The following is a 24,744-nucleotide window of genomic DNA, read 5'->3' as shown; positions in this document are numbered from 1 at the left end:
ACTATCCACAGGCTGTGGACGAAATATTCGTCCACAGGTCTGTCCACCGCGTTGTCCACCGGCGGTCCACAGCTTCCCGGGTCCTGTGCACAGGATCAGACGACTTCCCCACACCGTTGTCCACTGTTCGGCAACAGGGAACCCTCCATCACCGCCCCGAGTGAAAGCGGTCACACCGAAGTCGACGTTTGGGTTGTGGAGTACTCGGGAAAACCTGGGGACACACCTGTGGAGTAGTCGGGGTCATCTGGGGATGGCCTGTGCAGAAGTTTTCGTTCTCCACAGAGACACGTGGTTGTCCACCGGTACCGCCCACAGGGTGTGTGCATAAAAAACCGGTGCTGACCAGCAGAAACACTGTTATCCACCGTTTCCACAGGCCCTACTACTACCCCCATAGAGAGTTAGCCCGGTTTCGGTTTTCAAGCAGGTCCTGTGCACAACTCGGTGGATCGCCCTCCCCGACACCTCGCTCCCGACTTGACCGCCAGCAGCGACGACTGTCGGCGCCGTACGTCAGACTGGTCCCCGGCATCGGTCGAGGCATCGACGAGCCGACGACGAAGGCCGGCAGACGAGCGAGCAACAGCAGGAGGCGGTTTCCGGTGAAGATCCGGGTGGAGCGCGACGTACTCGCGGAGGCGGTGGCCTGGGCTGCTCGTAGCCTCCCGGCCCGGCCGCCGGTGCCCGTTCTCGCGGGCCTGCTGCTGAAGGCCGAGGAGGGCAAGCTGTCCCTCTCCGGCTTCGACTACGAGGTCTCGGCCCGCGTCTCCGTCGAGGCGGACGTCGAGGAGGACGGCACCGTCCTGGTCTCCGGCCGGCTGCTCGCCGACATCTGCCGCGCACTCCCCAACCGTCCGGTGGAGATTTCCACAGACGGTGTACGGGCGACCGTGGTCTGCGGCTCCTCGCGATTCACACTCCACACCCTGCCTGTGGAGGAGTACCCGGCACTGCCGACGATGCCCACCGCGACCGGCACCGTGCCCGGCGAGGTCTTCGCCTCCGCCGCCGCCCAGGTAGCCATCGCCGCGGGCCGCGACGACACGCTGCCCGTGCTGACCGGTGTGCGCATCGAGATCGAGGGCGACAAGGTCACCCTGGCCTCCACCGACCGCTACCGCTTCGCGGTCCGCGAGTTCCTGTGGAAGCCCGAGGACCCCGAGGCCTCGGCCGTGGCCCTGGTACCCGCCAAGACCCTCCTGGACACCGCCAAGTCGCTCACCAGCGGCGACACGGTCACCATCGCGCTGTCGGGCTCCGGCCAGGGCGAGGGCCTCATCGGCTTCGAGGGCGCCGGCCGCCGCACCACCACCCGCCTCCTCGAGGGCGACCTGCCGAAGTACCGCACGCTGTTCCCGACGGAGTTCAACTCGGTCGCCGTGATCGAGACGGCCCCGTTCGTCGAGGCCGTCAAGCGCGTGGCCCTGGTCGCCGAGCGCAACACCCCGGTCCGCCTGAGCTTCGAGCAGGGCGTGCTGATCCTGGAGGCCGGCTCCTCCGACGACGCACAGGCTGTGGAGCGCGTCGACGCGAAGCTGGAGGGCGACGACATCTCGATCGCCTTCAACCCGACCTTCCTGCTGGACGGCCTGAGCGCGATCGACTCGCCGGCCGCGCAGCTGAGCTTCACCACGTCCACCAAGCCGGCGCTGCTCAGCGGCCGCCCGGCGGTCGACGCCGAGGCCGACGAGGCGTACAAGTACCTGATCATGCCGGTCCGCCTCTCCGGCTGAGTCCGGACTCGACGCGGCAAGCCCCTCGGGCCCGTCCCCGCTCCTGGCGGGACCGGGCCCGAGGGCGTTCCGCCTCCCGCCCGCGAAGCGCCGTAGCGGCCCCGTAGCGGCCCCCCAGTGGCCTCGCGGGAGTCCGTACGGAGCCTCGTGCGCGGCCCGCCGCGCGCCTGGGCGCCGACACCCCGGAGTGCCCGTGGCGCCGGGCGCCACGGCCCGGCGTAGGCTCGGCACGGGGGGATGTCCCCGGGCAGGGGAGCACCCCGGCACAGACGGCCACAACGCTTAAGGAACCACCTGATGGAGCTTGGTCTCGTCGGTCTCGGCAAGATGGGCGGCAACATGCGCGAGCGCATCCGCCGCGCCGGCCACACCGTCATCGGATACGACCGCAACCCGGACCTCGCCGATGTCCACAGCCTGTCGGAACTTGTGGACAGCCTGCAGGCCCCCCGCGTGGTGTGGGTGATGGTCCCGGCCGGCGCGGCGACCCAGTCCACCGTCGACGAGCTCGCGGGCCTGCTCTCGCCCGGCGACATCGTCGTCGACGGCGGCAACTCGCGCTGGACCGACGACGAGAAGCACGGCGCCGAGCTGGCCGCCAAGGGCATCGGCTTCGTGGACTGCGGAGTCTCGGGCGGCGTCTGGGGCCTGGAGAACGGCTACGCGCTGATGTACGGCGGCGACAAGGAGCACGTCGCGGCCGTCCAGCCGGTCTTCGACGCCCTCAAGCCCGAGGGTGAATTCGGCGCGGTGCACGCGGGCAAGATCGGCGCCGGGCACTTCGCGAAGATGGTCCACAACGGCATCGAGTACGCCATGATGCAGGCCTACGCCGAGGGCTGGGAGCTCCTGGAGAAGGTCGACTCGGTCACCGACGTCCGCGAGGTGTTCCGGTCCTGGCAGGAGGGCACGGTCATCCGTTCCTGGCTGCTGGACCTGGCCGTGAACGCGCTGGACGAGGACGAGCACCTGCAGCAGCTGCGCGGCTTCGCGCAGGACTCGGGCGAGGGCCGCTGGACGGTCGAGGCCGCGATCGACAACGCCGTGCCGCTGCCCGCGATCACGGCCTCGCTCTTCGCGCGCTTCGCGTCGCGCCAGGACGACTCCCCGCAGATGAAGATGATCGCCGCGCTGCGCAACCAGTTCGGCGGCCACGCGGTCGAGAAGAAGTAATCCACAACCGCTCCACAGGCCCACGGTTTCTCAGGGACCACGGCTTGTAGGTCCACAGCCTGTGGAGCGGAGCACGGCAGAGCAGCAGGAAGCCGGGGGAGGTCGGCGCCACATGCACGTTTCGCATCTCTCGTTGGCCGACTTCCGCTCGTACGCCCGGGCCGAGGTTCCCCTCGACCCGGGCGTCACCGCTTTCGTCGGCCCCAACGGGCAGGGAAAGACCAATCTCGTCGAGGCGATCGGCTACCTCGCCACCCTCGGCAGCCACCGCGTCTCCGCGGACGCCCCGCTGGTGCGGATGGGCGCCGAGCGCGCCGTCATCCGGGCCGCCGTCACCCAGGGCGAGCGGCAGCAGCTCGTGGAGCTGGAGCTGAACCCGGGCCGCGCCAACCGGGCCCGGATCAACAGGTCCTCGCAGGTCAGGCCGCGTGACGTGCTGGGCATCGTGCGCACGGTGCTGTTCGCGCCCGAGGACCTGGCCCTGGTCAAGGGCGACCCCGGGGAGCGGCGCCGCTTCCTCGACGAGCTCGTCACGGCGCGCTCGCCGCGCATGGCGGCCGTCCGCTCGGACTACGAGCGGGTGCTCAAGCAGCGCAACACCCTGCTGAAGTCGGCGGCGATGGCCCGCCGGCACGGCGGTCGCTCCATGGACCTGTCCACCCTCGACGTCTGGGACCAGCACCTGGCGCGCACGGGCGCGGAGCTGATGGCCCACCGGCTCGACCTGCTCGCGACGCTGCTGCCGCTGGCGGACAAGGCGTACGAGCAGCTCGCACCCGGCGGCGGCCCGCTCGGGGTGGCCTACAAGTCCTCCGCGGGCGAGCAGGTGGACAGCGGCGAGGCGCGTACCCGCGAGGCGCTGTACGAGGTTCTCCTGGCCTCCCTGGCCGAGGTGCGCAAGGGCGAGATCGAGCGCGGGGTGACCCTGGTCGGCCCGCACCGCGACGACGTGGTGCTGCGCCTCGGGGAGCTGCCGGCCAAGGGGTACGCGAGCCACGGCGAGTCCTGGTCGTACGCGCTGGCGCTGCGCCTGGCCTCCTACGAGCTGCTGCGCTCGGAGGGCAGCGAGCCGGTGCTGATCCTCGACGACGTGTTCGCGGAGCTGGACGCGCGGCGCCGGGAGCGGCTGGCGGAGCTGGTGGCCCCGGGCGAGCAGGTGCTGGTGACGGCGGCGGTGGACGACGACGTGCCCGGGGTACTGGTCGGGACCCGGTTCGCGGTGGCCGGCGGCGAGGTGACCCGGCTGTGAGCGGCAAGGAGCAGGACCCCCCACAGGACCGGCGGGACCCGCAGGAGCCGCCCCGCAAGGCGGCCGAGCCCTCCGGGGTGGACCTGGCGCGCCAGGCGCTGGCGGCCGCGCGCGAGCAGGCGCGGGCCCGCGGCAACGCGGCGCAGAACAAGAAGGGTGCCTACCGGCCGGGCCTGCGCTCGGGCGCCCGGGCGGACGGGCGGGACCCGATGCCGCTGATGGCGGCGCTGGACCGGCTGCGCACGGAGCGCGGCTGGGAGATGCCGATGGCGGTGGCGGGCGTGATGGAGCGCTGGCCGGAGATCGTCGGCCAGGACATCGCCACGCACTGCGTGCCGGACCGGTACGAGGACCGCGAGCTGGTGGTGCGCTGCGATTCCTCGGCGTGGGCGGCGCAGCTGAAGCTGCTGGCCCCGCAGCTGGTGGCGCGGCTCAACGCGGACCTGGGGCAGGGCACCGTGCGGCTGATCAAGGTCCACGGCCCGGGCGGCGGGCCGAAGCGGTACGGGCCCTGGCGGGCGCCGGGGAGCACCGGCCCGGGGGACACCTACGGGTGAGCGGACGAAGCCCGACCCGGCGTGGTTCACCACGTGCGGGCGGCTTCGCGTGCCCGCCGGCACGCACACCCGTACGGGTGAGTAGGGATCCGGCGGTCACCCGTACGGACGGCTCCGCGGGTGGTGTCCCTCACGGTAGCGGGAGGTTGACAGCCCGAAGCGCTCAATGCCCGTGTGAGCCTCTTCGAGCCCCTCCCCGGATATGGGGAGTCGGAGAGAGGAGTTTCCGGGCGGCACATGCGGACTCAGGTACCGGCAAACGCCCATTCATGGGGGTGATACCGGTAGACTGAACGAGAATCCCGCGCACGCGCGGGATTCAGTCGAGTAAAGCTGACCACCGCTGACAACGCAGATCGACGCAGCCGCTCCCGCTTGCATGCATGCCGGCCCGGAGTACGGCCTGTGCTGTGCCAGAAAGGGCGCTTCGTGGCCGATTCCGGCAACCCCAACGACAACCAGTCCACAGTCGGCCAGAACGGCGAGGTCACCTCCTCGTACGACGCCAGTGCCATCCAGGTCCTCGAGGGCCTGGACGCGGTCCGCAAGCGGCCCGGCATGTACATCGGCTCGACCGGTGAGCGCGGGCTCCACCACCTCGTCTACGAGGTCGTCGACAACTCGGTCGACGAGGCCCTGGCCGGGCACGCGGACACCATCGACGTGACGATCCTCGCCGACGGCGGCGTGCGCGTGGTCGACAACGGCCGCGGTATCCCGGTCGGCATCGTGCCGTCCGAGGGGAAGCCGGCCGTCGAGGTCGTGCTGACGGTCCTGCACGCGGGCGGCAAGTTCGGCGGCGGCGGTTACGCCGTCTCCGGCGGTCTGCACGGCGTCGGCGTCTCCGTCGTGAACGCCCTGTCCACCAAGGTCGCGGTCGAGGTCAAGACCGACGGTTCCCGCTGGACCCAGGACTACAAGCTCGGTGTCCCGACGGCGCCGCTGCTGCAGAACGAGGAGACGTCCGAGACGGGCACCTCGGTCACCTTCTGGGCCGACGGCGACATCTTCGAGACCACCGAGTACTCCTTCGAGACGCTCTCGCGCCGCTTCCAGGAGATGGCCTTCCTCAACAAGGGCCTGACGCTCTCGCTGACGGACGAGCGCGAGTCGGCGAAGGCCACGATGGGCGCGGACACCGCCGAGGAGACCGACGACCAGCAGGCGCGGACGGTCAAGTACCACTACGAGGGCGGCATCGTCGACTTCGTGAAGTACCTGAACGCGCGCAAGGGCGAGCTGATCCACCCCACGGTCATCGACGTCGAGGCCGAGGACAAGGAGCGCATGCTCTCGGTCGAGATCGCGATGCAGTGGAACTCGCAGTACACCGAGGGCGTCTACTCCTTCGCGAACACGATCCACACGCACGAGGGCGGTACCCACGAAGAGGGCTTCCGCGCGGCGATGACGGGTCTGGTGAACCGCTACGCGCGCGAGAAGAAGTTCCTCCGCGAGAAGGACGACAACCTCGCCGGCGAGGACATCCGCGAGGGTCTGACGGCGATCATCTCGGTGAAGCTGGGCGAGCCGCAGTTCGAGGGCCAGACGAAGACCAAGCTGGGCAACACGGAGGCCAAGACCTTCGTGCAGAAGGTCGTGCACGAGCACCTCAACGACTGGTTCGACCGGAACCCGAACGAGGCCGCGGACATCATCCGCAAGTCGATCCAGGCGGCCACGGCGCGCGTCGCGGCCCGCAAGGCCCGTGACCTGACCCGTCGCAAGGGTCTGCTGGAGTCCGCCTCGCTCCCGGGCAAGCTGTCGGACTGCCAGTCCAACGACCCGACGAAGTGCGAGATCTTCATCGTCGAGGGCGACTCGGCCGGCGGCTCGGCCAAGTCCGGCCGCAACCCGATGTACCAGGCCATCCTGCCGATCCGCGGCAAGATCCTGAACGTCGAGAAGGCGCGCATCGACAAGATCCTCCAGAACACCGAGGTCCAGGCGCTGATCAGCGCCTTCGGCACGGGTGTGCACGAGGACTTCGACATCGAGAAGCTCCGCTATCACAAGATCATCCTGATGGCGGACGCCGACGTCGACGGCCAGCACATCAACACCCTGCTGCTGACCTTCCTGTTCCGCTTCATGCGGCCGCTGGTCGAGGCCGGGCACGTGTACCTGTCGCGTCCGCCGCTGTACAAGATCAAGTGGGGTCGCGACGACTTCGAGTACGCGTACTCGGACCGCGAGCGCGACGCCCTGGTCGAGCTCGGCAAGTCGCAGGGCAAGCGGATCAAGGAAGACTCGATCCAGCGCTTCAAGGGTCTGGGCGAGATGAACGCCGAGGAACTGCGCATCACCACGATGGACGTGGACCACCGCGTGCTCGGCCAGGTCACCCTGGACGACGCCGCGCAGGCCGACGACCTGTTCTCGGTGCTGATGGGTGAGGACGTCGAAGCCCGGCGCTCCTTCATCCAGCGCAACGCCAAGGACGTTCGCTTCCTCGACATCTGAGTCGGCTCAGCTGACCGCCTGAAAGGACCTTTGACCAGCAATGGCCGACGAAACCACGCCCACCGCCGCGGAATCCGCGGAGGAGCAGCCCGTCATGCGCATCGAGCCCGTCGGGCTCGAGACCGAGATGCAGCGCTCCTACCTCGACTACGCGATGTCCGTCATCGTCTCCCGCGCGCTGCCCGACGTACGGGACGGCCTCAAGCCGGTCCACCGTCGTGTGCTGTACGCGATGTACGACGGCGGCTACCGGCCCGAGAAGGGCTTCTACAAGTGCGCCCGCGTCGTCGGTGACGTCATGGGCACGTACCACCCGCACGGTGACTCCTCGATCTACGACGCCCTGGTCCGCCTGGCCCAGCCGTGGTCGCTGCGCATGCCGCTCGTGGACTCCAACGGCAACTTCGGCTCCCCGGGCAACGACCCGGCGGCCGCGATGCGCTACACCGAGTGCAAGCTCATGCCGCTGGCCATGGAGATGCTCCGCGACATCGACGAGGAGACCGTCGACTTCAAGGACAACTACGACGGCCGCAACCAGGAGCCGACGGTCCTGCCGGCGCGCTTCCCGAACCTGCTGATCAACGGCTCGGCGGGCATCGCGGTCGGCATGGCCACCAACATCCCGCCGCACAACCTGCGCGAGGTTGCGGCCGGCGCCCAGTGGGCGCTGGAGCACCCGGAGGCCTCGCACGAGGAGCTCCAGGACGCGCTCATCGAGCGGATCAAGGGCCCGGACTTCCCGTCGGGCGCCCTGGTCGTGGGCCGCAAGGGCATCGAGGAGGCGTACCGGACCGGTCGCGGCTCCATCACGATGCGCGCGGTGGTCGAGGTCGAGGAGATCCAGAACCGCCAGTGCCTGGTGGTCACGGAGCTTCCGTACCAGACCAACCCCGACAACCTGGCGCAGAAGATCGCCGACCTGGTCAAGGACGGCAAGGTCGGCGGCATCGCCGACGTCCGCGACGAGACCTCGTCCCGGACCGGCCAGCGCCTGGTGATCGTCCTCAAGCGCGACGCCGTCGCCAAGGTCGTGCTGAACAACCTGTACAAGCACACCGACCTGCAGACGAACTTCGGCGCGAACATGCTGGCGCTGGTGGACGGCGTGCCCCGCACGCTGTCGATCGACGCGTTCATCCGCCACTGGGTGACGCACCAGATCGAGGTCATCGTCCGGCGCACGAAGTTCCGCCTGCGCAAGGCGGAGGAGCGCGCCCACATCCTGCGCGGTCTGCTCAAGGCGCTGGACGCGATCGACGAGGTCATCGCGCTGATCCGGCGCAGCAACACGGTCGAGATCGCCCGCGAGGGCCTGATGGGCCTGCTGTCGATCGACGAGATCCAGGCGAACGCGATCCTGGAGATGCAGCTCCGCCGCCTCGCGGCCCTGGAGCGGCAGAAGATCGTCGCCGAGCACGACGAGCTCCAGGCCAAGATCAACGAGTACAACGCGATCCTGGCCTCCGAGGAGCGTCAGCGTCAGATCGTCAGCGAGGAACTGGCCGCCATCGTCGAGAAGTTCGGCGACGACCGGCGTTCCAAGCTGGTGCCCTTCGACGGCGACATGTCCATGGAGGACCTGATCGCCGAAGAGGACATCGTCGTCACGATCACCCACGGCGGGTACGTCAAGCGGACCAAGACCGAGGACTACCGCTCGCAGAAGCGCGGCGGCAAGGGCGTGCGCGGCACGAAGCTGAAGCAGGACGACCTCGTCGACCACTTCTTCGTGTCCACCACGCACCACTGGCTGCTGTTCTTCACGAACAAGGGCCGGGTCTACCGTTCCAAGGCGTACGAGCTCCCGGACGCCGGCCGTGACGCCCGCGGGCAGCACGTGGCGAACCTGCTGGCCTTCCAGCCGGACGAGAAGATCGCCCAGATCCTCGCGATCCGCGACTACGAGATCGCCCCGTACCTGATCCTGGCCACCAAGGGCGGCCTGGTGAAGAAGACGGCGCTCAAGGACTACGACTCGCCCCGGTCGGGCGGCGTCATCGCGATCAACCTCCGGGAGACCGAGGACGGCAGCGACGACGAGCTGATCGGCGCCGAGCTGGTGTCCTCCGAGGACGACCTGCTGCTCATCAGCAAGAAGGCGCAGTCGATCCGCTTCACGGCGACCGACGACGCGCTGCGCCCGATGGGCCGCGCCACCTCGGGCGTGAAGGGCATGAGTTTCCGCGGAGGGGACGAACTGCTCTCCATGAGCGTGGTCCGGCCGGGTACCTTCGTGTTCACGGCGACCGACGGCGGCTACGCCAAGCGGACGCCGGTGGAGGAGTACCGCGTCCAGGGCCGTGGTGGCCTGGGCATCAAGGCCGCGAAGATCGTGGAGGACCGAGGCTCGCTGGTCGGGGCTCTCGTGGTCGACGAAACGGACGAAATCCTCGCCATCACGCTCAGCGGTGGTGTGATTCGTACGCGCGTCAACGAAGTACGGGAGACCGGCCGTGACACCATGGGCGTCCAGCTGATCAACCTGGGCAAGCGCGATGCCGTCGTCGGCATCGCCCGCAACGCGGAGGCCGGTCAGGAAACTGACGAGGCCGACGACAGCGAGAACGAGATCGGGACCGAGGCGGCCGTCGAAGGGCAGGCCGCCGAGGCTGCCGAGGGCACGGAGCCCTCGGCTGGGGAGCACGAGGAGTAAGCGTGAGCGGAGCCACGGGCGCCGGACCGGCCCACACTGGAGCGAACGGTGCCCGTGGCCCCGCCGCGGACTCGCAGGGGGGAACCGTGACGGACACCCGAGGACCGCAGCCGCCCCAATCGCCTCAGTCGCCTCAGACTCAGGCGGGGGCCGGCCCTCAGCAGCCCTACCACCCGCCGCAGGCGTACGCGGTGCCCCAGGGCCCCGGTGCGCCGCGGGGGGCGGGCGACTCCGGTGCGCAGCGCAAGCCGCGCACGGGGGCCCGTATGGCACCCAGGACGCGCAAGGCGCGGCTCCGGGTGGCCAAGGCCGACCCCTGGTCGGTGATGAAGGTCAGCTTCCTGCTGTCGATCGCGCTGGGCGTGTGCACGATCGTCGCGTCGGTGGTGCTGTGGATGGTCATGGACGCCATGGGCATCTTCTCCAGCGTCGGCGGCACGATCAGTGAGGCGACCGGCTCGAACGAGAGCAACGGTTTCGACCTCCAGACCTTCCTGTCGCTGCCGCGCGTTCTGATCTTCACGACGGTGATCTCGGTCATCGACGTGGTGCTCATGACGGCGCTGGCGACCCTGGGCGCGTTCATCTACAACCTGTCGGCGGGCTTCGTCGGCGGTGTGGAGCTGACGCTCGCCGAGGACGAGTAAGAGCTTCGAAAACGGGGCTGGTGACCTGCGCAGACGGGTCACGGGAACCGATTTTGGAGTCACCGGGTCTGTGCGCTAACCTTCAGAAGTCAGCGCGCAGCGCGGATGGGGCTATAGCTCAGTTGGTTAGAGCGCATCCCTGATAAGGATGAGGCCACAGGTTCAAATCCTGTTAGCCCCACAGTGTCGAAGACCCTCAGGCCCATGGCCTGGGGGTCTTTGTCGTTGGGCCAGTTGGTGGGTCGGTTGGTCCGGTGGTAGGTCACCGATCGGTATCGGTCGGTGTGTATTGTTGGGCGCCAGAAGTCCCCTACGTCAACGAAAGACGAGGTCGCGCGGTGAAGAAGCTGCTCCTGGTCGCACTGGCCGCCATCGGCGGGCTCCTCGTGTACCGCCAGATCCAGGCGGACCGTGCGGAGCAGGACCTGTGGACGGAGGCAACCGACTCCGTGCCTTCTGGTTCCGGTGTGTGAGACCCGAGGTTGATCCCAGAGCCCCGACTGCCGCTGCGGTCGGGGCTTTGTGCTGCTCTGTGACGAATTGTTGCGGTATGCAAAGAAGTTGCTTGCGTTGGCAAACTCGGGGTGGGTGCGTGTGATGGGTGGGGTACGTCGGGTACGGACGGCCGCGGCGACGCTGGCCGCCCTCGGGCTGGTCGCGGCCCTGCCGGGGGCCGCGGGCGCGGCGGGGAGCCCGCAGCCGGTGCCCTCCTACCGGGGCGCGGACGGAGCGGTGGCGGTGAAGGGGAAGCCCTCCACGGCCGGAGCGCCGCAACTGAAGACCGGGGCCGTCTACAGGGACTCGATGGCGCCGGGGGAGCGGTACTACGCGCTCGACCTCGACGACAGTTCCAGCGTGTACGTCTCCGCGGTGCTCCAGCCCCCGGGCGGCGCCAAGGTGAGCTACAGCGACGGCCTGGAGGTGGAGGTCCTCACCATCGAGAACCGTTCCTGCCAGAGCGGTCCGGGGCGGGCGTCCTTCGGCTACGACCCCGTCCCCATCAGCGCGGTGGGCGGCCGGATCATGCGGGAGGACGGGGAATGCCAGGGGAGCGGCCCCTACTACGTCAAGGTCACCCGCGAGACGGCCAAGGACGGGGACCCGTCGCCGTGGCCCCTGGAGCTGCGGGTCCAGCGCGAGCCGAAGCTCGGCGGCAGCAACGCGCCCACCGCCGCCCCCAGCGTCTGGCCCTCGGCCTCCCCGACCCTGCCGGGCGGCGACGCGGCCCCGCGGGCCGGCGGGACCGGCTTCAACGACGCGCGGGCGCTGGACAGCGGCGTCTGGAACGACGAGCTGCGGCCCGGGCAGACCCGCTTCTACCGGGTGCCGCTCGACTGGGGGCAGCAGCTCGGCCTCGCGGCCGAACTCTCCGCCGCCACGCTGACGAAGGACTCCGGGTACGCCTCGCCCGGGCTCTCCGTCACGCTGTACAGCCCCTACCGGTCGCTGATCGACAGTGAGGACGCCTCCTACGACGGGAAGCAGGCGGGGCTCACCCTGCCGCGGACGGCGCCGGTGGCCTACGAGAACCGCTTCGCCTCCGACCGGAAGCTCGGGGCGGTCCGGGTGGCCGGCTGGTACTACGTCGCGGTGACCATGGCGGGCAAGGTCGGGGAGTTCACCCGGGACGAGGTGCCCGTCCCGCTGACCCTGCGCACGCAGATCATTGGGACGCCGGGCAAGGCGCCGGCCTATGAGGAGGACCTTGCGGCCGGCGGGTTCGGGGTGGGCGCCGGGGACCGTACGGCCGCCAAGGACGGCAGCACGGTCGTGGAGGCCGAAGCGGCTGCGGACCAGCGGTCGGTGATGCGGGTCGTCGCGGGCGCCGGCTTCGGTACGGGGACGCTGCTGCTGCTGGTCCTGGGCGGCTGGATCCTGCTGTCCCGGCGGCGGGCCTCCTAGAGCCCGGTCAGGGCCCAGATCCCGACGGCGAAGCACAGGACGGCGGCGAGCAGGATCCCGGCGGTGACCTTGGCGGGCGGGGGCGCGAGGGTGCCCGCGCGGGGTACGGCCGGGGGGACGGGCTGCGGCTGCGGTTGCGGCCGCGCGTACGGATGCGGGTGCGGATGTGGATACGGGGCCGTCGGGCCGGTCGGCACGGTCTGCGCCGTCTGAGGGCTCTGCGGAGCCGGGGCGTTGGCCGACTGCGGTGGCGGGAGGTGGAAGCTGCCCGTCTCCGAGGGGCCGAACACGCCGAGGGGAGCGCCGGGGGGAGAGGTGACCGGCGCGGGGGCGGCGGAGGGCTGCGCGGGCACGGTGGGCGGGGTGGCCCGGCCCGTCGGACCGGCCGTCGGCGGGGTCTCGTGGGCCGTCCCCCGCAGTGCCCGGGGCGTGAAATCGTGCGGCACCGGGCCGAGTTGGTCGAACACCTCGACCGGATCCCCGTCCGGGCCGGGCGGCGGGAGCAGCTCCACGGCCTCGGCGAGGGCCCTGCGCGCCCCGGTGGCGGTCTGGAACCTGCTCCGGGGGTCCGGCTGGAGCAGCGCGGCCAGGACGTCCCACAGCGGCGCGGGAACGCCCTCGGGGGCGTTGGGGGTGCCGTGGGTGAAGAACTGCTCCGCGAGGGCCTGGGAGTCGGGCTTGCTGCCCTGGAGCAGGTAGAGGCCGACCAGTCCGACGGCGAACAGGTCGGCGGTGAAGTCAGGCTCGGAGCCGAGGAGTTGCTCGGGGGCGAGATAGCCCGGGGTGCCGACCACGTAGGCGGTCTCGGTCAGCCGGGGCTCGCCCTTGCGCATGGCGATGCCGAAGTCGGACAGCCGCAGGTGCGGCCGCCCGGTTCCGGTGGCCTCCATCAGGATGTTGGCCGGTTTGATGTCGCGGTGCACGACACCTTCCGCATGCACCGCCGCCAGCCCCGACAGGAGCTGGTCGAGCAGCGTGCACACGAACCGGGGCGGCAGGGCCCCGTAGTCCCCGATCACATGGGCGAGGGAGCCGCCGGCGACGAGGTCCATGGTGAAGAGGACCTTGTCGTCGTCCGCCGCCCAGCTGGCCGGGGCCAGTACGTGCGGGTGATCGATCCGCAGTGCCTGCTCGCGGACGAACCGCAGCAGGGTGTGGGCATCACTGTGCAGGAGGACCTTCGCTGCGACGTACCTGCGGCGCCGGTGGTCCCAGGCTCGCCATACGGCGCCTGCGCCGCCACGTCCGATCGGGTCGATCAGTTCGTACCGGCCGGCGAAGATCTCACCCATTGCTGCGCCCGTCCCCCGTCGTCAGCTGTGTCCGTCGCGTGCGTCGCGATCGTCGCGTGTCAGTTCTGGTGCGCCTCGTAGTGCGCGACGGCGTCGGAGGTGCGGCCCGCTCCGTACACCCGGAGGAACTCTGCCAGTTCCGGGTGGGTCGGGGCGAGGGTGTCCGCCGCGTCGATGATGTCTCCGGCCGCGGAGACCGAGCGCAGCAGCGACTGGATCTCGCGCACGACGCGCTTGACGGTGGGTGCGCCGGAGCCGGTGGCGGTCTGGCTGGTGCTGTTGCTGAGGACGGAACCTCCCTGGGTCTTCTTGATCTCGTCCATCCGGTCGGTGGCCTCTCCCGCGCTGACGCTCCCGTCGGCCACCTGGCCGGCGAGATCCTGGAGCGCCTGGACCCGCTGGACCACGGCGGGGTTGCCGATCTTGGCCCGCTGCCCGCTCATGAGCTGGGACAGCATCGGCGCCGACAGTCCGAGGACGGCAGCGAGGCGGGCCTGGTTCAAGCCGAGGTCATCTATGAGCCGGCGGAACAGCGCGCCGAGCGGCTCCCCGTACCAACTCCGCTGGAGTTCCCTGGCTCTGGCGGTCGCCTCTTGCTGTACTGCGTCCACTCTTACTACTCCCCTTCGCTGGTGCGAACCTCGCGAGCATCTTACGGAGAGTGGTCGCGGGGCGGGAGTCCCTATCATTTTGCGGGATGAGGGGGTACACCCGGTACTCTGTCCTACGGAACGGTCACTCGCTCGCGGGGGACCGGTACGTCCACATCCGGGGCCTTAGCTCAGTTGGTAGAGCGCTGCCTTTGCAAGGCAGATGTCAGGAGTTCGAATCTCCTAGGCTCCACCATGCACAAAGGTCTCCTGATCTGCGACAACGCGGATCAGGAGACCTTTTTTTAGTACCTGCGCCCGGCCACGAGCCGACCCTGCGGTCGAAGTGAGGATGCGTCGCGTGATCCCCGAAGAGAACCTCATTCCGTTCCGGATCGACATCCCCCAAGCCGATCTGGACGATCTCCACGAACGCCTGGACCGCACCCGGTGGCCGGACGAGATACCCGGCTCGGGCTGGGCGTACGGGATTCCGGGCGGGCACCTGAAGGAACTGGTGCGGTACTGGCGCCACGCGTACGACTGGCGGGCCGCCGAAGCCAAGCTCAACGCATGGCCGCAGTTCACGACGGAGATCGACGGGGCGCACGTCCACTTCGCGCACATACGGTCCCCGGAGCCGGACGCCACCCCGCTGCTCATGACCCACGGATGGCCGGGCTCGATCGTCGAGTTCACCGATGTCGTCGGGCCGCTCACCGACCCGGCCGCCCACGGCGGCGACCCGGCCGACGCCTTCCACCTGGTCCTGCCGAGCATCCCCGGCTTCGGTCTGTCCGGGCCGACCCGGGAGGCGGGGTGGGAGTTCCGGCGCGTGGCCGCCGCCTTCGCCGAGCTGATGGGGCGGCTGGGGTACGAGCGGTACGGGGTCCAGGGCGGCGACTGGGGCGCGGCGGTCTCCCGCGAGATAGGCCGTACCCGCCCCGAGGTGATCGGCGTCCACCTGAACCTGATCCCGAACGCCTACATGGCGCGGGAGCCGGAACCGGCCGACCTGCTGGGCCTGTCCCCCGACCAGGCCGCGCGCACCCGGCTGTCGTGGGAGCGGTTCAAGGAATGGGCCCGCGACCGGCAGGGGTACGCGGACATCCAGTCCACGCGCCCGCAGACCCTCGCGTACGGCCTGACCGACTCGCCCGTCGGCCAGCTCGCCTGGATCGCCGAGAAGTTCGAGGAGTGGACGGGCTCTCCCGTCGACCGCGATCTGCTCCTCACGAACGTGATGCTCTACTGGCTGACGGCCACGGCGGGCTCCTCGGCGCGGCTCTACTACGAGCGCGCGCACGCCGATTACTGGGGCGCACCGCCCGAGCCGTCGAAGGCGCCCACCGCCCTGGCCCACTTCCCGCACGAGAACTTCGTCCTGCTGCGACACCTCGCCGAGCAGACCAACAACATCGTGCGGTGGACCGAGTTCGAGCGCGGCGGCCACTTCGCGGCCCTGGAGGAGCCCGACTTGCTGGTCGGAGACGTCCGGGGCTTCTTCCGCTCCCTCTGAGCGCGCTCCCCCCGTTTCCCGTCCCCGCTGCCCCGCTGCCCCGCTCAGCGGTCCCGCGACTCGTGTCAGGGGACCGGGCGGCCGCACAGTTCGTGGAGCCGGGAGATGCGCCAGCCCTCGCCCAGGGGCACGCCCCGGGGGGTCAGGAGGACGCCCGAGTTGGCCCGTACCGCCTCGGTCAGTGCAGGGCCGCGCAGGTCCGGGGTTGCGGAGAGGGTACGGGCGAGGGCCGTGACGGCGCTGTCGGCCCGGCGCACCGCGCAGGAGTGGGCGTGGACGGCCCAGACGTCGAGGCCCGCCGCGGCCGGGCCGAGGGAGGCGAAGGTGCCGAGCCCGGGGTCGGCGGGGATCAGCACCGGGCCCCGGGGCGCCGCCGCGCGGGCGAGGCGCAGGCAGTGTTCCTGGGGGGCCAGTACCGCGAGGACGTCCCCGGCGCCGGCGGACGCGGACGGGGGCGGGGCCGCGACCAGGCCGGCCGCGCCGGCCCGCTCGCAGACCCGCAGGGCCAGCTCCGTCCACTGCGGGCCCCCGTCGTGCAGGGTCGAGAGAGAGGCCGCCCCCAGTGCGGCCGCTCCCTCGACGATCAGACGCGCCAGCGACTCCTCGTCGGGGGCCCAGCTGAGCGCGCCGGGCTCGGGCGGCAGGAAGGGCAGCAGGCAGGTCAGCCCCGCCGCCCGGTAGGCCGCCGCCGCCATCGGGCCGCGGGCCGGGTCGCCGTGTCCGACCACCGCCGCGTAATCGCCCGCCACGACGTCGTCCACGACCCCCGCGGTCTCGTCGTGCACGCGCCAGTCGGCCGCCGCGGGGTGCTCGGCCTTCGCCCGCTCGATCCCTCCGAGGAGCACCGCCCCCCAGGCGGCCCGGGGGCCGGTGAGCGGGGCCACGACCGCGACTTCCGGTCGCCTGGTCATGGTCAGCCCCAGATGAAGGAGTCGGTCGAGGCAGCGGCCGGCTGTTCCGCGGCAAGGGCCGCCGGGGCTCCGCCGAGGACGAAGGCGGCGGCGATGACGGCGAGCAGAGCGGTGCGGACACGAGACATGGAGAACCCCCGGAAGACGTGTGCTGTGGTGTGGAACCAGCATGCTGCGAGGGCTTCCGCGGCGGCTACGGATGCGAAGTTCCGGGACCGGACATGGCCAGGGGCGGACACTGCGGGCGGTGCGGCAGCCGCTCCGACCTCGCTGGATGTCCGCATGCCGGACCCCGCTGGCCGTAGTGCGGACCCCTTCCTAGGATCGCGTGTGCGAACCGCGGGGGATGGTTCGCCGAGCCGAGGGGGCGGTGTGGACGAGGTGCGGGCCAAGGCCCAGGAGCTGTACCGGATCGCACTGGACGACGCGTCCTGGCGGCCGGAGCTCGTCACCGTCGAACGCGGGTGGACCGACCCGGAGTTCGCGCAGGCCCTGCGTCTGCTCAACCGGCTCGGACTGTTCGTCCCCTCGCCCGAGACCCGCAACGGCTGGACGGCACTGGCCCCGGACACCGCGCTGCGCAACCTCCTGCTGGAGGAGGAGCAGCACACGGGGGCCCTGCTCTCGGCCGTGCAGCAGACCCGGGCCGCACTGGCCCAGGTCGTCACGGACTTCCAGCCGGTGCACGCCCGGGAGCTGTCCTCCGTACAGATGGAGGTGGTCACCGGCGCCGCCAACGTCTCGGCCGCCCTGGAGGACGCTTCGCAGCGCGTGGAGCACGAGGTGCTCTCCCTGCACCCGGGGCGGGCGCTGCCCGCCGGGATGATCGAGGCGGGCCTGGAGCGGGACCGGCTGGCGCTCGGCCGGGGGGTGCAGATCCGTACGATCCACCTGGGTTCGGCGGCCGCCGTGCCGCACATGAGCGCGTACCTGCGCGAGCTCAACGCCGCCGGGGCCCAGGTGCGCACCGCGCACACCCTGCCCCTGCGGCTGATCGTGGTGGACCGCTCCCTGGCCATCGTCCCCGCTCCGGAGCCGGTGGACGGGGACATCGCGGCTGTCGTCCTGCGCGGGGAGACGCTGGTCGGCGTCCTGCGCGGGATCTTCGAACACTGCTGGGCGGCCGCCGGCGTGCTGGGCGAGGCGGGCACCGCGGCGAGTCCGGCGGACCCGGGGAGCGAGGGCGGCTGGCAGCCCACCGGCCGCCACCGCGAGCTGCTGCGGATGCTGGAGGGCGGACTGACGGACGAGACGATGGCCCGCAAGCTCGGGGTGTCCGAGCGCACGGTCCGCCGCCTCGTCTCCGAGCTGACCGAACGGCTAGGCGCGGCCAGCCGGTTCCAGGCCGGTGTGTGCGCGGTCCGGCTGGGCTGGCTCGACGACTGAAGCCGGGGTCGCGGCGGGCTTCGTGGTGACCGCGGGCTCGGAGGTGACCGCGGGCTCCGCGGTGGCCGGGCCGGAGGCGGCCGTGCGGCCCCAGGCGGTGCCCGCGAGGACCAGCAGCGCGCCCGCCAGGCCGAGCGGTCCGGGCCGGTCCCCGGCCAGTGCGATGCCGAACACGGCGGCCCACACGGGCTCGGTGCCCAGCAGGAGGCTGACCCGCGAGGGCGAGGTCTTGCGGACGGCCCACATCTGCGTGAAGAAGGCGAAGAGCGTGCAGAACACGGACAGGTAGACCAGCCAGAGCCAGTCGGAGACGCCGAACGAGGCGGCGGCCGCCCACGGGGTGGCGCCGGTGCCGGGTGCGAAGGACAGCAGGGCGAACACCGTGACCGCGCCGCCCAGCTGGACCGTGGTCATGGACATCGAGTCCGCGCCCTCGACCGACTTCATCCGCGACATCGCGAGGACGTGGACGGTACGGGCGAGGGCCGCGCCCAGCATCAGCAGATCACCGACGGAGGGCGCGGTGAAGCCGGCCCCCTGGGTCAGCAGCAGGACGCCCGCCACCGACAGCCCGGCCGCCGCCATGAACGGGCGCGGCAGCGCGGTGCCGCGGATCCGGCTCTCCGCGATCGGAGTGAAGATCATCGTGAGGCTGATGATGAGCCCCGCGTTGGTCGCCGAGGTGTGCACCACCCCGTAGGTCTCCAGCAGGAAGATCCCGGCCAGGATCAGCCCGAGGAGGCCCCCGCCGCGCACCTGCGCACCGCTGAGCGCGCGCAGCTTGCGCCACCCCGCGATGACGAGCACGGGCAGGGCCACCGCGAACCGCAGGACCAGCACCGCCAGCACGGTCTGGGTGGTGGTGACGCCCTTGGCGGCCAGGTAGCTCGATCCCCACACCACGGCGACCAGCAGTACGGGCAGATCGGTCAGCCAGGCACGGCGGGCCGCGGCGGAGGCGGTGGCGGTCATCGGGACTACTCCTACGGGGGTGTGGGGGAGGGGCGAGCGAGCGCGGGTCGCGCTCAGCGGGCGGTGTAGGCGATCACCAGGACGTCGCGGTGGGACGCGGACAGCGGGTCGACGGGCTGCAGCCCGGTCACCGAGTGCAGGGTCCGGCGGTCGTCGCCCAGCAGGAGGTCGCCGGGCTCGGTCAGGGTGGTGGTGAGCAGGTGCTCGCCGGCGTCGGTGTAGACGCCGCTCTCGCCGCCGGTGACGTTGGTGCGGCCGATCATCAGCGAGGTGATGAAGGTGACGCCGTCACGGTGGCGGCCCTCGGGGGCCGGCTGCCCCTCCTGGTCGGCGGAGGCGATGATCCGGTACGGGTGGAGCTTGATGTTCCAGGTCTTCGTACCGTCGACCGCCGTGAAGATCCGGCCCAGTTCGACCAGGACCGACCGCAGGAGCTGGTCGCCCACGAAGGCCCCGGTCAGCGGGTCGAAGACGCGCTCCACTCCGCCGTTGAGCGGGTTGACGTCCATTTCCTGCCGGTAGGGCTCGTGGGGGAGCAGGCTGAGCTCGCCGGAGTCCGCGTCGAGCTCGAACTGGCCGTAGCGGCGGAAGCGGTAGGTGCCCCCGTCGGCCATGTGCGTGTCGAGCGTCAGCTCGTCCCAGTGGGTGGCGAAGCGGGCCCAGTCGGAGGCGTCGGCGTCGACCAGGTCCGAGAGGGCGCGGGAGGGCATCAGGTGCCCGCCGGGGCCGGCGAGGGCGGCGGTGGCGTCGAGCGCGACGGGGTGCGTGGTGGAAGCGGCGGTGGTCATGGAAGTGCTCCGGGGAAACGAGGAAGAACAGTCGGTACGGGGAAGGGCGGTGGCCGGGCCGGAGGGGCTCAGGCGGGCGTGAGCAGGGAGCCGGCGCGGGCGAACGGCGCGGACTCGGCCTCGATCGCCCGCTCCTCCCAGGCTTCGCGGTCCCGCAGGTACAGCGGCTTGGCGGCGGTGATGGCGCGCGTGTCCGCCCCGCCGGTCCGAAGCCGCCAGGTCACCGAGCCGCTGGTGCGGGCGGCGCAGGTGTCCATGAACGCCTGGACGGTGAGGCGCAGGTCGCCGAACCAGCGGCCTTCCAGCGCCTCGCGCACCCAGACCTGCTCCAGATGGCGCTTCTCCCGGATGAGTTCGGCGTCCAGGCAGGCGCTCTCGACGTGCCGGTAGCTGCTGAGCAGCAGGTAGGCGCCGGGCATCTCGCGGATCTCCAGCACCTTCTCGCCGTGGTCGAGGTGCTCCAGGCCGGAGTAGCGGCCGAGGCCGTACGCGCCGACCCGGTGGTTGAGCTGGTCGATCAGGTCGGTGAGCTGCATCGGGGCACCGTCGATGGCGACCGGGAGCCCGCGCTCGATGGAGACCGTCAGGGTCTCGGAGTCACCGGGCAGAGCGGTGGGGCGGCTCCAGGTGTACATGTCGTCCGGGACCGCGTGGCGCTCCGGGTCGTCGAGGATCCCGGACTCGAACTCGCGGCACCACAGGTTGGAGTCCCCGCTGACGATCCGGCCGGCGAGCAGGTCGATCCCCGCGGACCGCAGCTCGACGAGCTTCTCCTCCCGGGTGACCGGGTCGAGGTCGTACGGGCTGCCGAAGCTGCCTTCCCAGCCGAGCAGGGTCAGCGCGCCGTTGAGCCGGCGCAGGGTGTTCTGCGAGCGGTTCGCGGTGTGCAGGACCGTCTGGGCGCCGAGGGTGCGGGCCAGTTCGACCGCGCTGCGGGCGATGAGCGGACGGCTGAGGGTGGAGCTGACCGGGTGGATGCCGAGGTAGACGGCCTGGGCGGCGATCGCGGGGGCGACGTACTGGCCGGCGAACTCCTCGCGCCGGTCGAGGATGTGGATGGTCGCGCCGAGCGCCTCCGCCACCTGGCGCTTGTACTGGCTCGACTCGTCCTCGCCGATGTCGACACTGACGGCGTGCACGTCGCGGACGCCCATGCGGCGCAGCCGCAGCAGCAGGTACGAGCTGTCGAGGCCACCGCTGAACAGGGTGACGACGGGACGGTTCGGGTCCAGGGTGTCGAGCTGCGAGAAGGAACGTATGAGCGGGGACTGCATGGTCTCTCCAACCTTGGCGCGGTTCACAAGAGAGGAGATTTCCCTGCGGCGGGCTTCCGGACAATGGATTCCGGCCGTCCGCGCCCGGCCATGACCGGTCCCGGACGTGGCCGGGCGCCAGGGCCGGCCGAACGTGAAAGGCCCCGGGGGCGAGAGGGCCTTTGTGGTTCAGCCGCGGGCGCGGGCCTTGCGGGCGCGGACCATGAACGCGGTGCCGACAGCGGCGAGTATCGCGATGAGGGCGGCACCGGCGGCGGCGGTGCTGGTGGTGTCGCCGGTGTCCGCGGAGGCGGCCCCGGTGATCTCGGCGCCCGCGGCGACCGGGCCCCGGGGGACGACGACGGTCTGCGGCGTGACGGAGGCGGGCTTCACGGCGGGCTTGGTGGTGGGCTTCGCCGAGGGCTTGGTGGTGGCCTGCGGAGTGGGCTTGGCGGCCTTCGGCAGGATGTACCAGCCGTCGGCGGTGCCCCCGCCCAGGACGCGGACGCCGAGGCCGTAGCGGCCCTCGTGCGGGCCGGAGGTGATCTTCTTGAGGTCGTACCGGATGCCGTCGATGACGGCCCGCTTGTGGGCCGGGTCGAGCTTGGCCAGCACGCGGCCGGCCCAGCCGTCGCCGGGCTTCCAGTCGGGTCCGACGGCGCGGATCCAGACCTCCGGGCCCTCGGCGCCGTTGCGCAGCACCGCGAGGCGGCCCTTGGCGACGAGGTGCTTCTCGCCGTCGTAGCGGTCGACGCCGGAGGTGTTCCCGGACGCGGCCGACACCGCGGTAACCGTTGACGTGGAGGTCACGGCCTGCGCGGCCTGCGCGGCCGGCGCGGTAGGCGCGGCGAGGGCCGTCGCGGCGGGCGCCAGGAGCGCTCCGGCGAGGGCGGCGGTGACGATCGAGGTACGGAGGGCGGTACGCATAACGACTCCTTGAAGCATTGTCTGTGAAGGGGCGGAGAGTCGCATGCCGCGGTGTCGCTGTCGGGGTTCGTCCGGTCAGGTCTGCGGGGCTGCTGAGGAGAAATCTACGGATCCTCGTCGACTGGAACGTGGGCTTTCTGTCATGGATGCGTAACGGGGAGCGGCTGGGTGGCCAGGGCGTTTTCCGGCAGGTGTCCTCTACCGTTGGGCCGATGTGACGAGCACTTAGAAATCTTGTGGCTGAGGAGAGTTCGAATGACCGTAGAAGCGAAGACCACCGAGAAGGCGCTGCGGCTGCGGGAGCTGGGTGCGTCGCTGATCGTTCTCCCCAACGCCTGGGACGCGGGCAGCGCGGCAGTGATCGAATCGGCCGGGGCGCAGGCCATCGCCACCACCAGCGGGGGCGTGGCCTGGTCGATCGGGCGCGGGGACGGGCAGCACGCGACGAAGGCGGAGATGCTGGCGGCGGCCGCCCGGATCGTGGCCGCCGTGGACGTCCCGGTCACGGTGGACATCGAGGGCGGCTACGAGGACGTCGAGGCCACCGTGCGCGAGGTGGTGGCGGCGGGAGCCGTCGGGATCAATCTGGAGGACTCCAAGTCGTCCGACGGTAGGCTCCGCACCGCCGCGGAGCAGGCCGAACGGATCCGCGCCGCCCGTGCGGCGGCCACCGCGGCCGGGCTGCCGGAGCTGGTGATCAATGCCCGCACCGACGTCTTCCTGTTCGGGATCGGCGAGGAGTCGGGCCGCCTCGCCGACGTACTGGCGCGGGTGGAGGCGTACGCCGCCGCCGGGGCCGACGGGATCTTCGTGCCGGGGCTGCTGGACCTGGAGGTCCTGGGCGAGATCGCGCGGGGCCCGCTGCCGGTCAACGCCATGGCCGGTCCGGGTGGTCCTTCCGTCGCCGAGCTGGCGAAGGCCGGAGTGCGCCGGGTCAGTGTCGGCACCGGCGTGGCGCAGGCGGCGTATACGGCGGCCCGCGCCGCGGCGGTGGAGGTACTGGAGCAGGGGACCTACGGGGCGCTGGACGGGGCGGTCGACTACGGCACGCTGAACGGCCTCTTCGTGAAGTAGGACCTGGTGGAACGACTGTGGGCCGCTCCGGTGGAGCGGCCCACAGTCGTGTTCCGGTGTTTCACGTGAAACATCGCGCCCGGTGCGTCCGGGCGTGTTCGCCGTATCCGGTGTTTCACGTGAAACATCGGGCGGGAGTCACCGGCGCGGGCCGGTCCGCAGCAGGGTCGCCGCCACCACGAGCGCGGTGAGCATCAGCCCGGCTCCGATACCGAAGGCCAGGTGGTAGCCGGAGGTCAGGGCCGCGGCGCGGTCGGCGCCGGTGCCGAGCAGGGAGTCGGTGCGGGCGGCCGCGAGGGTGGAGAGGACGGCGACGCCGAGGGCCATGCCGATCTGCTGGGTGGTGTTGAACAGGCCCGAGGCGAGCCCCGCGTCCTGCTCGTCGGCTCCGGACATCCCGAGTGCGGTGAGGGCGGGCAGGGCCAGACCGAAGCCGGCGGCCAGCAGCATCACGGGGAGCAGGTCGGTGACGTAGTCGGCGTGGACCGGGAGCCGGGTCAGCAGGCCCAGGGCGGCGACGAGCAGTCCGAGTCCGGCGAGCAGGACGGCCCGCTCGCCGAAGCGGGCGTTCAGGGGGGCCGAGGCGAAGAGGGAGACCCCGCCGATGACCACGGCCGCCGGGAGCATCGCCAGGCCGGTCTCGGCGGCTCCGTAGCCGAGCACGTTCTGCAGGTACAGGGCGACGAGGACCTGGAAGGAGAACAGCGCGGCCACCATCAGCATCTGGACCAGGTTCGCGCCGACCACGGTTCGCGAACGGAAGATGCGCAGCGGTACCAGCGGGGTGCGGGTCCTGGCCTGGCGTGCGGTGAAGCCGGCGAGCAGGGCGATCGAGAGCGTGCCGAGGCCGAGGGTGTGCACCGAGAGCCAGCCGTAGCGCTCCACCTCGACGACGGTGAAGATGCCGAGCATCAGGCCGGCGGTGACCAGCAGGGCGCCGATGACGTCCGCCCCGGCCCGCAGGCCCAGTCCCCGATCGGCGGGGAGCGCGGGCGAGGCCAGCGCGAGGGCGGCGAGTCCGATGGGCAGGTTGATGAAGAAGATCCAGTGCCAGTCGAGGGCGTCGGTCAGGACCCCGCCGAGCACCTGACCGAGGGAGGCTCCGGCCGCTCCGGTGAAGGAGAAGACTGCGATGGCCTTGGCCCGCTCGCGCGGTTCGGTGAACAGCGTGATCAGGATGCCCAGGCTGACGGCCGCGGCCACGGCGCTGCCGAGGCCCTGCAGGAACCGGGCGGCGATCAGTACCTCGGGCGAGCCGGCGAATCCGGCGAGCAGGGAGGCTCCGGTGAAGATGCCGGTGCCGGCCAGGAACATCCGCTTGCGGCCGATGAGGTCGCCGAGCCGGCCGGCGAGGAGCAGCAGGCTGCCGAAGGCGATCAGGTAGGCGTTGACGACCCAGCTCAGTCCCGCGGGGCTGAAGCCCAGGTCCTTCTGGATGGCCGGCATCGCGACGGTGACGATGCTGCCGTCGAGGACGGTCATCAGGACGCCGGTGGACAGCACCCCGAGGGCGGTCCAGCGGGAGCGCAGCCCGCGCGGTGCGGCCGGGGCGGCGGAGGCGGCGGAGGAGGAGGCGGCCGAGGCGGTGAGGGAGGGGGCGGGAGCGGGAGTGGAGGGAGCGGAGGTGGCAGGCATCGGGGTCCCCAGTC

At 71.1% G+C, this 24,744-nt stretch carries 21 protein-coding genes and 2 tRNA genes; 14 read left to right on the top strand and 9 right to left on the bottom strand.

The window, feature by feature from the left end:
• The first annotated feature begins 605 nt into the window (after nt 1-605).
• From dnaN to OG730_RS21275, 10 genes are all read left to right on the top strand, one after another.
• The gene (gene dnaN, locus OG730_RS21320) at nt 606-1,736 is read left to right on the top strand and encodes a DNA polymerase III subunit beta (RefSeq protein WP_243331110.1); all 1,131 of its coding nucleotides are present in this window, start codon (nt 606-608) and stop codon (nt 1,734-1,736) included.
• A 297-nt stretch (nt 1,737-2,033) separates the two neighbouring features.
• Entirely contained in the window at nt 2,034-2,909 is an 876-nt protein-coding gene (gnd, locus tag OG730_RS21315) for a phosphogluconate dehydrogenase (NAD(+)-dependent, decarboxylating) (protein WP_243331108.1), read from the top strand.
• Nucleotides 2,910-3,021: 112 nt separating this feature from the next.
• Entirely contained in the window at nt 3,022-4,158 is a 1,137-nt protein-coding gene (gene recF, locus OG730_RS21310; RefSeq protein WP_327305744.1) for a DNA replication/repair protein RecF, read from the top strand.
• Nucleotides 4,155-4,715 (top strand): DciA family protein, encoded by a 561-nt coding sequence (locus OG730_RS21305; RefSeq protein WP_327305743.1) that lies wholly within the window; start codon nt 4,155-4,157, stop codon nt 4,713-4,715. The genes recF and OG730_RS21305 overlap by 4 nt, the downstream gene beginning before the upstream one ends.
• 405 nt (nt 4,716-5,120) lie before the next feature.
• Nucleotides 5,121-7,178, top strand: a complete 2,058-nt coding sequence (gene gyrB / locus OG730_RS21300; protein ID WP_327305742.1) for a DNA topoisomerase (ATP-hydrolyzing) subunit B — start codon at nt 5,121-5,123, stop codon at nt 7,176-7,178.
• A gap of 40 nt (nt 7,179-7,218) precedes the next feature.
• Nucleotides 7,219-9,834 (top strand): DNA gyrase subunit A, encoded by a 2,616-nt coding sequence (gene gyrA, locus OG730_RS21295; RefSeq protein WP_327305741.1) that lies wholly within the window; start codon nt 7,219-7,221, stop codon nt 9,832-9,834.
• Between the two features lie 2 nt (nt 9,835-9,836).
• Entirely contained in the window at nt 9,837-10,481 is a 645-nt protein-coding gene (locus tag OG730_RS21290; RefSeq protein ID WP_327305740.1) for a DUF3566 domain-containing protein, read from the top strand.
• A 107-nt stretch (nt 10,482-10,588) separates the two neighbouring features.
• Nucleotides 10,589-10,662, top strand: a tRNA-Ile gene (locus OG730_RS21285).
• Nucleotides 10,663-10,819: 157 nt separating this feature from the next.
• Nucleotides 10,820-10,954 carry a DLW-39 family protein gene (locus tag OG730_RS21280; RefSeq protein ID WP_208809277.1) on the top strand — a complete coding sequence of 45 codons (135 nt, stop codon included), beginning with the start codon at nt 10,820-10,822 and terminating at the stop codon, nt 10,952-10,954.
• Between the two features lie 124 nt (nt 10,955-11,078).
• Nucleotides 11,079-12,383 carry a hypothetical protein gene (locus tag OG730_RS21275; RefSeq protein WP_327305739.1) on the top strand — a complete coding sequence of 435 codons (1,305 nt, stop codon included), beginning with the start codon at nt 11,079-11,081 and terminating at the stop codon, nt 12,381-12,383.
• Here the strand turns inward: OG730_RS21275 and OG730_RS21270 are convergent.
• On the bottom strand, nt 12,380-13,675 hold the full coding sequence (locus OG730_RS21270) for a serine/threonine-protein kinase (RefSeq protein ID WP_327305738.1): 1,296 nt from the start codon (nt 13,673-13,675) through the stop codon (nt 12,380-12,382). The two genes, OG730_RS21275 and OG730_RS21270, sit on opposite strands and share 4 nt — an antisense overlap.
• Nucleotides 13,676-13,734: 59 nt before the next feature.
• The gene (locus OG730_RS21265; RefSeq protein WP_266879309.1) at nt 13,735-14,286 is read right to left on the bottom strand and encodes a helix-turn-helix domain-containing protein; all 552 of its coding nucleotides are present in this window, start codon (nt 14,284-14,286) and stop codon (nt 13,735-13,737) included.
• A gap of 159 nt (nt 14,287-14,445) precedes the next feature.
• On the opposite strand from OG730_RS21265, the gene OG730_RS21260 reads away from it, so the two are divergent.
• Both OG730_RS21260 and OG730_RS21255 read left to right on the top strand, forming a co-directional pair.
• Nucleotides 14,446-14,521 (top strand) — tRNA-Ala (locus tag OG730_RS21260).
• Nucleotides 14,522-14,617: 96 nt separating this feature from the next.
• Nucleotides 14,618-15,784 (top strand): epoxide hydrolase family protein, encoded by a 1,167-nt coding sequence (locus OG730_RS21255; RefSeq protein ID WP_327305737.1) that lies wholly within the window; start codon nt 14,618-14,620, stop codon nt 15,782-15,784.
• Between the two features lie 65 nt (nt 15,785-15,849).
• Here OG730_RS21255 and OG730_RS21250 read toward each other — a convergent pair whose 3' ends face one another.
• Entirely contained in the window at nt 15,850-16,695 is an 846-nt protein-coding gene (locus OG730_RS21250) for a hypothetical protein (protein WP_327305736.1), read from the bottom strand.
• 2 nt (nt 16,696-16,697) lie between these two features.
• Entirely contained in the window at nt 16,698-16,823 is a 126-nt protein-coding gene (locus OG730_RS21245; protein ID WP_327305735.1) for a hypothetical protein, read from the bottom strand.
• Between the two features lie 244 nt (nt 16,824-17,067).
• On the opposite strand from OG730_RS21245, the gene OG730_RS21240 reads away from it, so the two are divergent.
• The gene (locus tag OG730_RS21240; protein WP_327305734.1) at nt 17,068-18,081 is read left to right on the top strand and encodes a LuxR C-terminal-related transcriptional regulator; all 1,014 of its coding nucleotides are present in this window, start codon (nt 17,068-17,070) and stop codon (nt 18,079-18,081) included.
• On the opposite strand, the gene OG730_RS21235 is transcribed toward OG730_RS21240, so the two are convergent.
• The 4 genes from OG730_RS21235 to OG730_RS21220 all read right to left on the bottom strand — a co-directional run bounded on the left by OG730_RS21235 (nt 18,016) and on the right by OG730_RS21220 (nt 22,021).
• The gene (locus OG730_RS21235; protein WP_327305733.1) at nt 18,016-19,053 is read right to left on the bottom strand and encodes a DMT family transporter; all 1,038 of its coding nucleotides are present in this window, start codon (nt 19,051-19,053) and stop codon (nt 18,016-18,018) included. The genes OG730_RS21240 and OG730_RS21235 overlap by 66 nt on opposite strands.
• A 53-nt stretch (nt 19,054-19,106) precedes the next feature.
• The gene (locus OG730_RS21230) at nt 19,107-19,841 is read right to left on the bottom strand and encodes a 2OG-Fe dioxygenase family protein (protein WP_327305732.1); all 735 of its coding nucleotides are present in this window, start codon (nt 19,839-19,841) and stop codon (nt 19,107-19,109) included.
• Nucleotides 19,842-19,909: 68 nt separating this feature from the next.
• Nucleotides 19,910-21,115: an argininosuccinate synthase-related protein gene (locus tag OG730_RS21225; RefSeq protein ID WP_327305731.1), complete on the bottom strand. Its 1,206-nt coding sequence runs from the start codon at nt 21,113-21,115 to the stop codon at nt 19,910-19,912.
• A gap of 168 nt (nt 21,116-21,283) precedes the next feature.
• Nucleotides 21,284-22,021, bottom strand: coding sequence for a hypothetical protein (locus OG730_RS21220; protein ID WP_327305730.1), 738 nt, complete (start codon nt 22,019-22,021; stop codon nt 21,284-21,286).
• Nucleotides 22,022-22,276: 255 nt separating this feature from the next.
• Here OG730_RS21220 and OG730_RS21215 point away from each other — a divergent pair, with 255 nt between their 5' ends.
• Nucleotides 22,277-23,095, top strand: a complete 819-nt coding sequence (locus tag OG730_RS21215; RefSeq protein ID WP_327305729.1) for an isocitrate lyase/PEP mutase family protein — start codon at nt 22,277-22,279, stop codon at nt 23,093-23,095.
• Between the two features lie 138 nt (nt 23,096-23,233).
• Here OG730_RS21215 and OG730_RS21210 read toward each other — a convergent pair whose 3' ends face one another.
• Nucleotides 23,234-24,730 carry an MFS transporter gene (locus tag OG730_RS21210; RefSeq protein WP_327305728.1) on the bottom strand — a complete coding sequence of 499 codons (1,497 nt, stop codon included), beginning with the start codon at nt 24,728-24,730 and terminating at the stop codon, nt 23,234-23,236.
• Nucleotides 24,731-24,744 lie beyond the last annotated feature (14 nt).

The organism is Streptomyces sp. NBC_01298, assembly GCF_035978755.1.
Taxonomy (GTDB): domain Bacteria; phylum Actinomycetota; class Actinomycetes; order Streptomycetales; family Streptomycetaceae; genus Streptomyces.
Note: the sequence above shows the minus strand (reverse complement) of the source record. Positions and strands in the feature narration are given on the sequence as shown.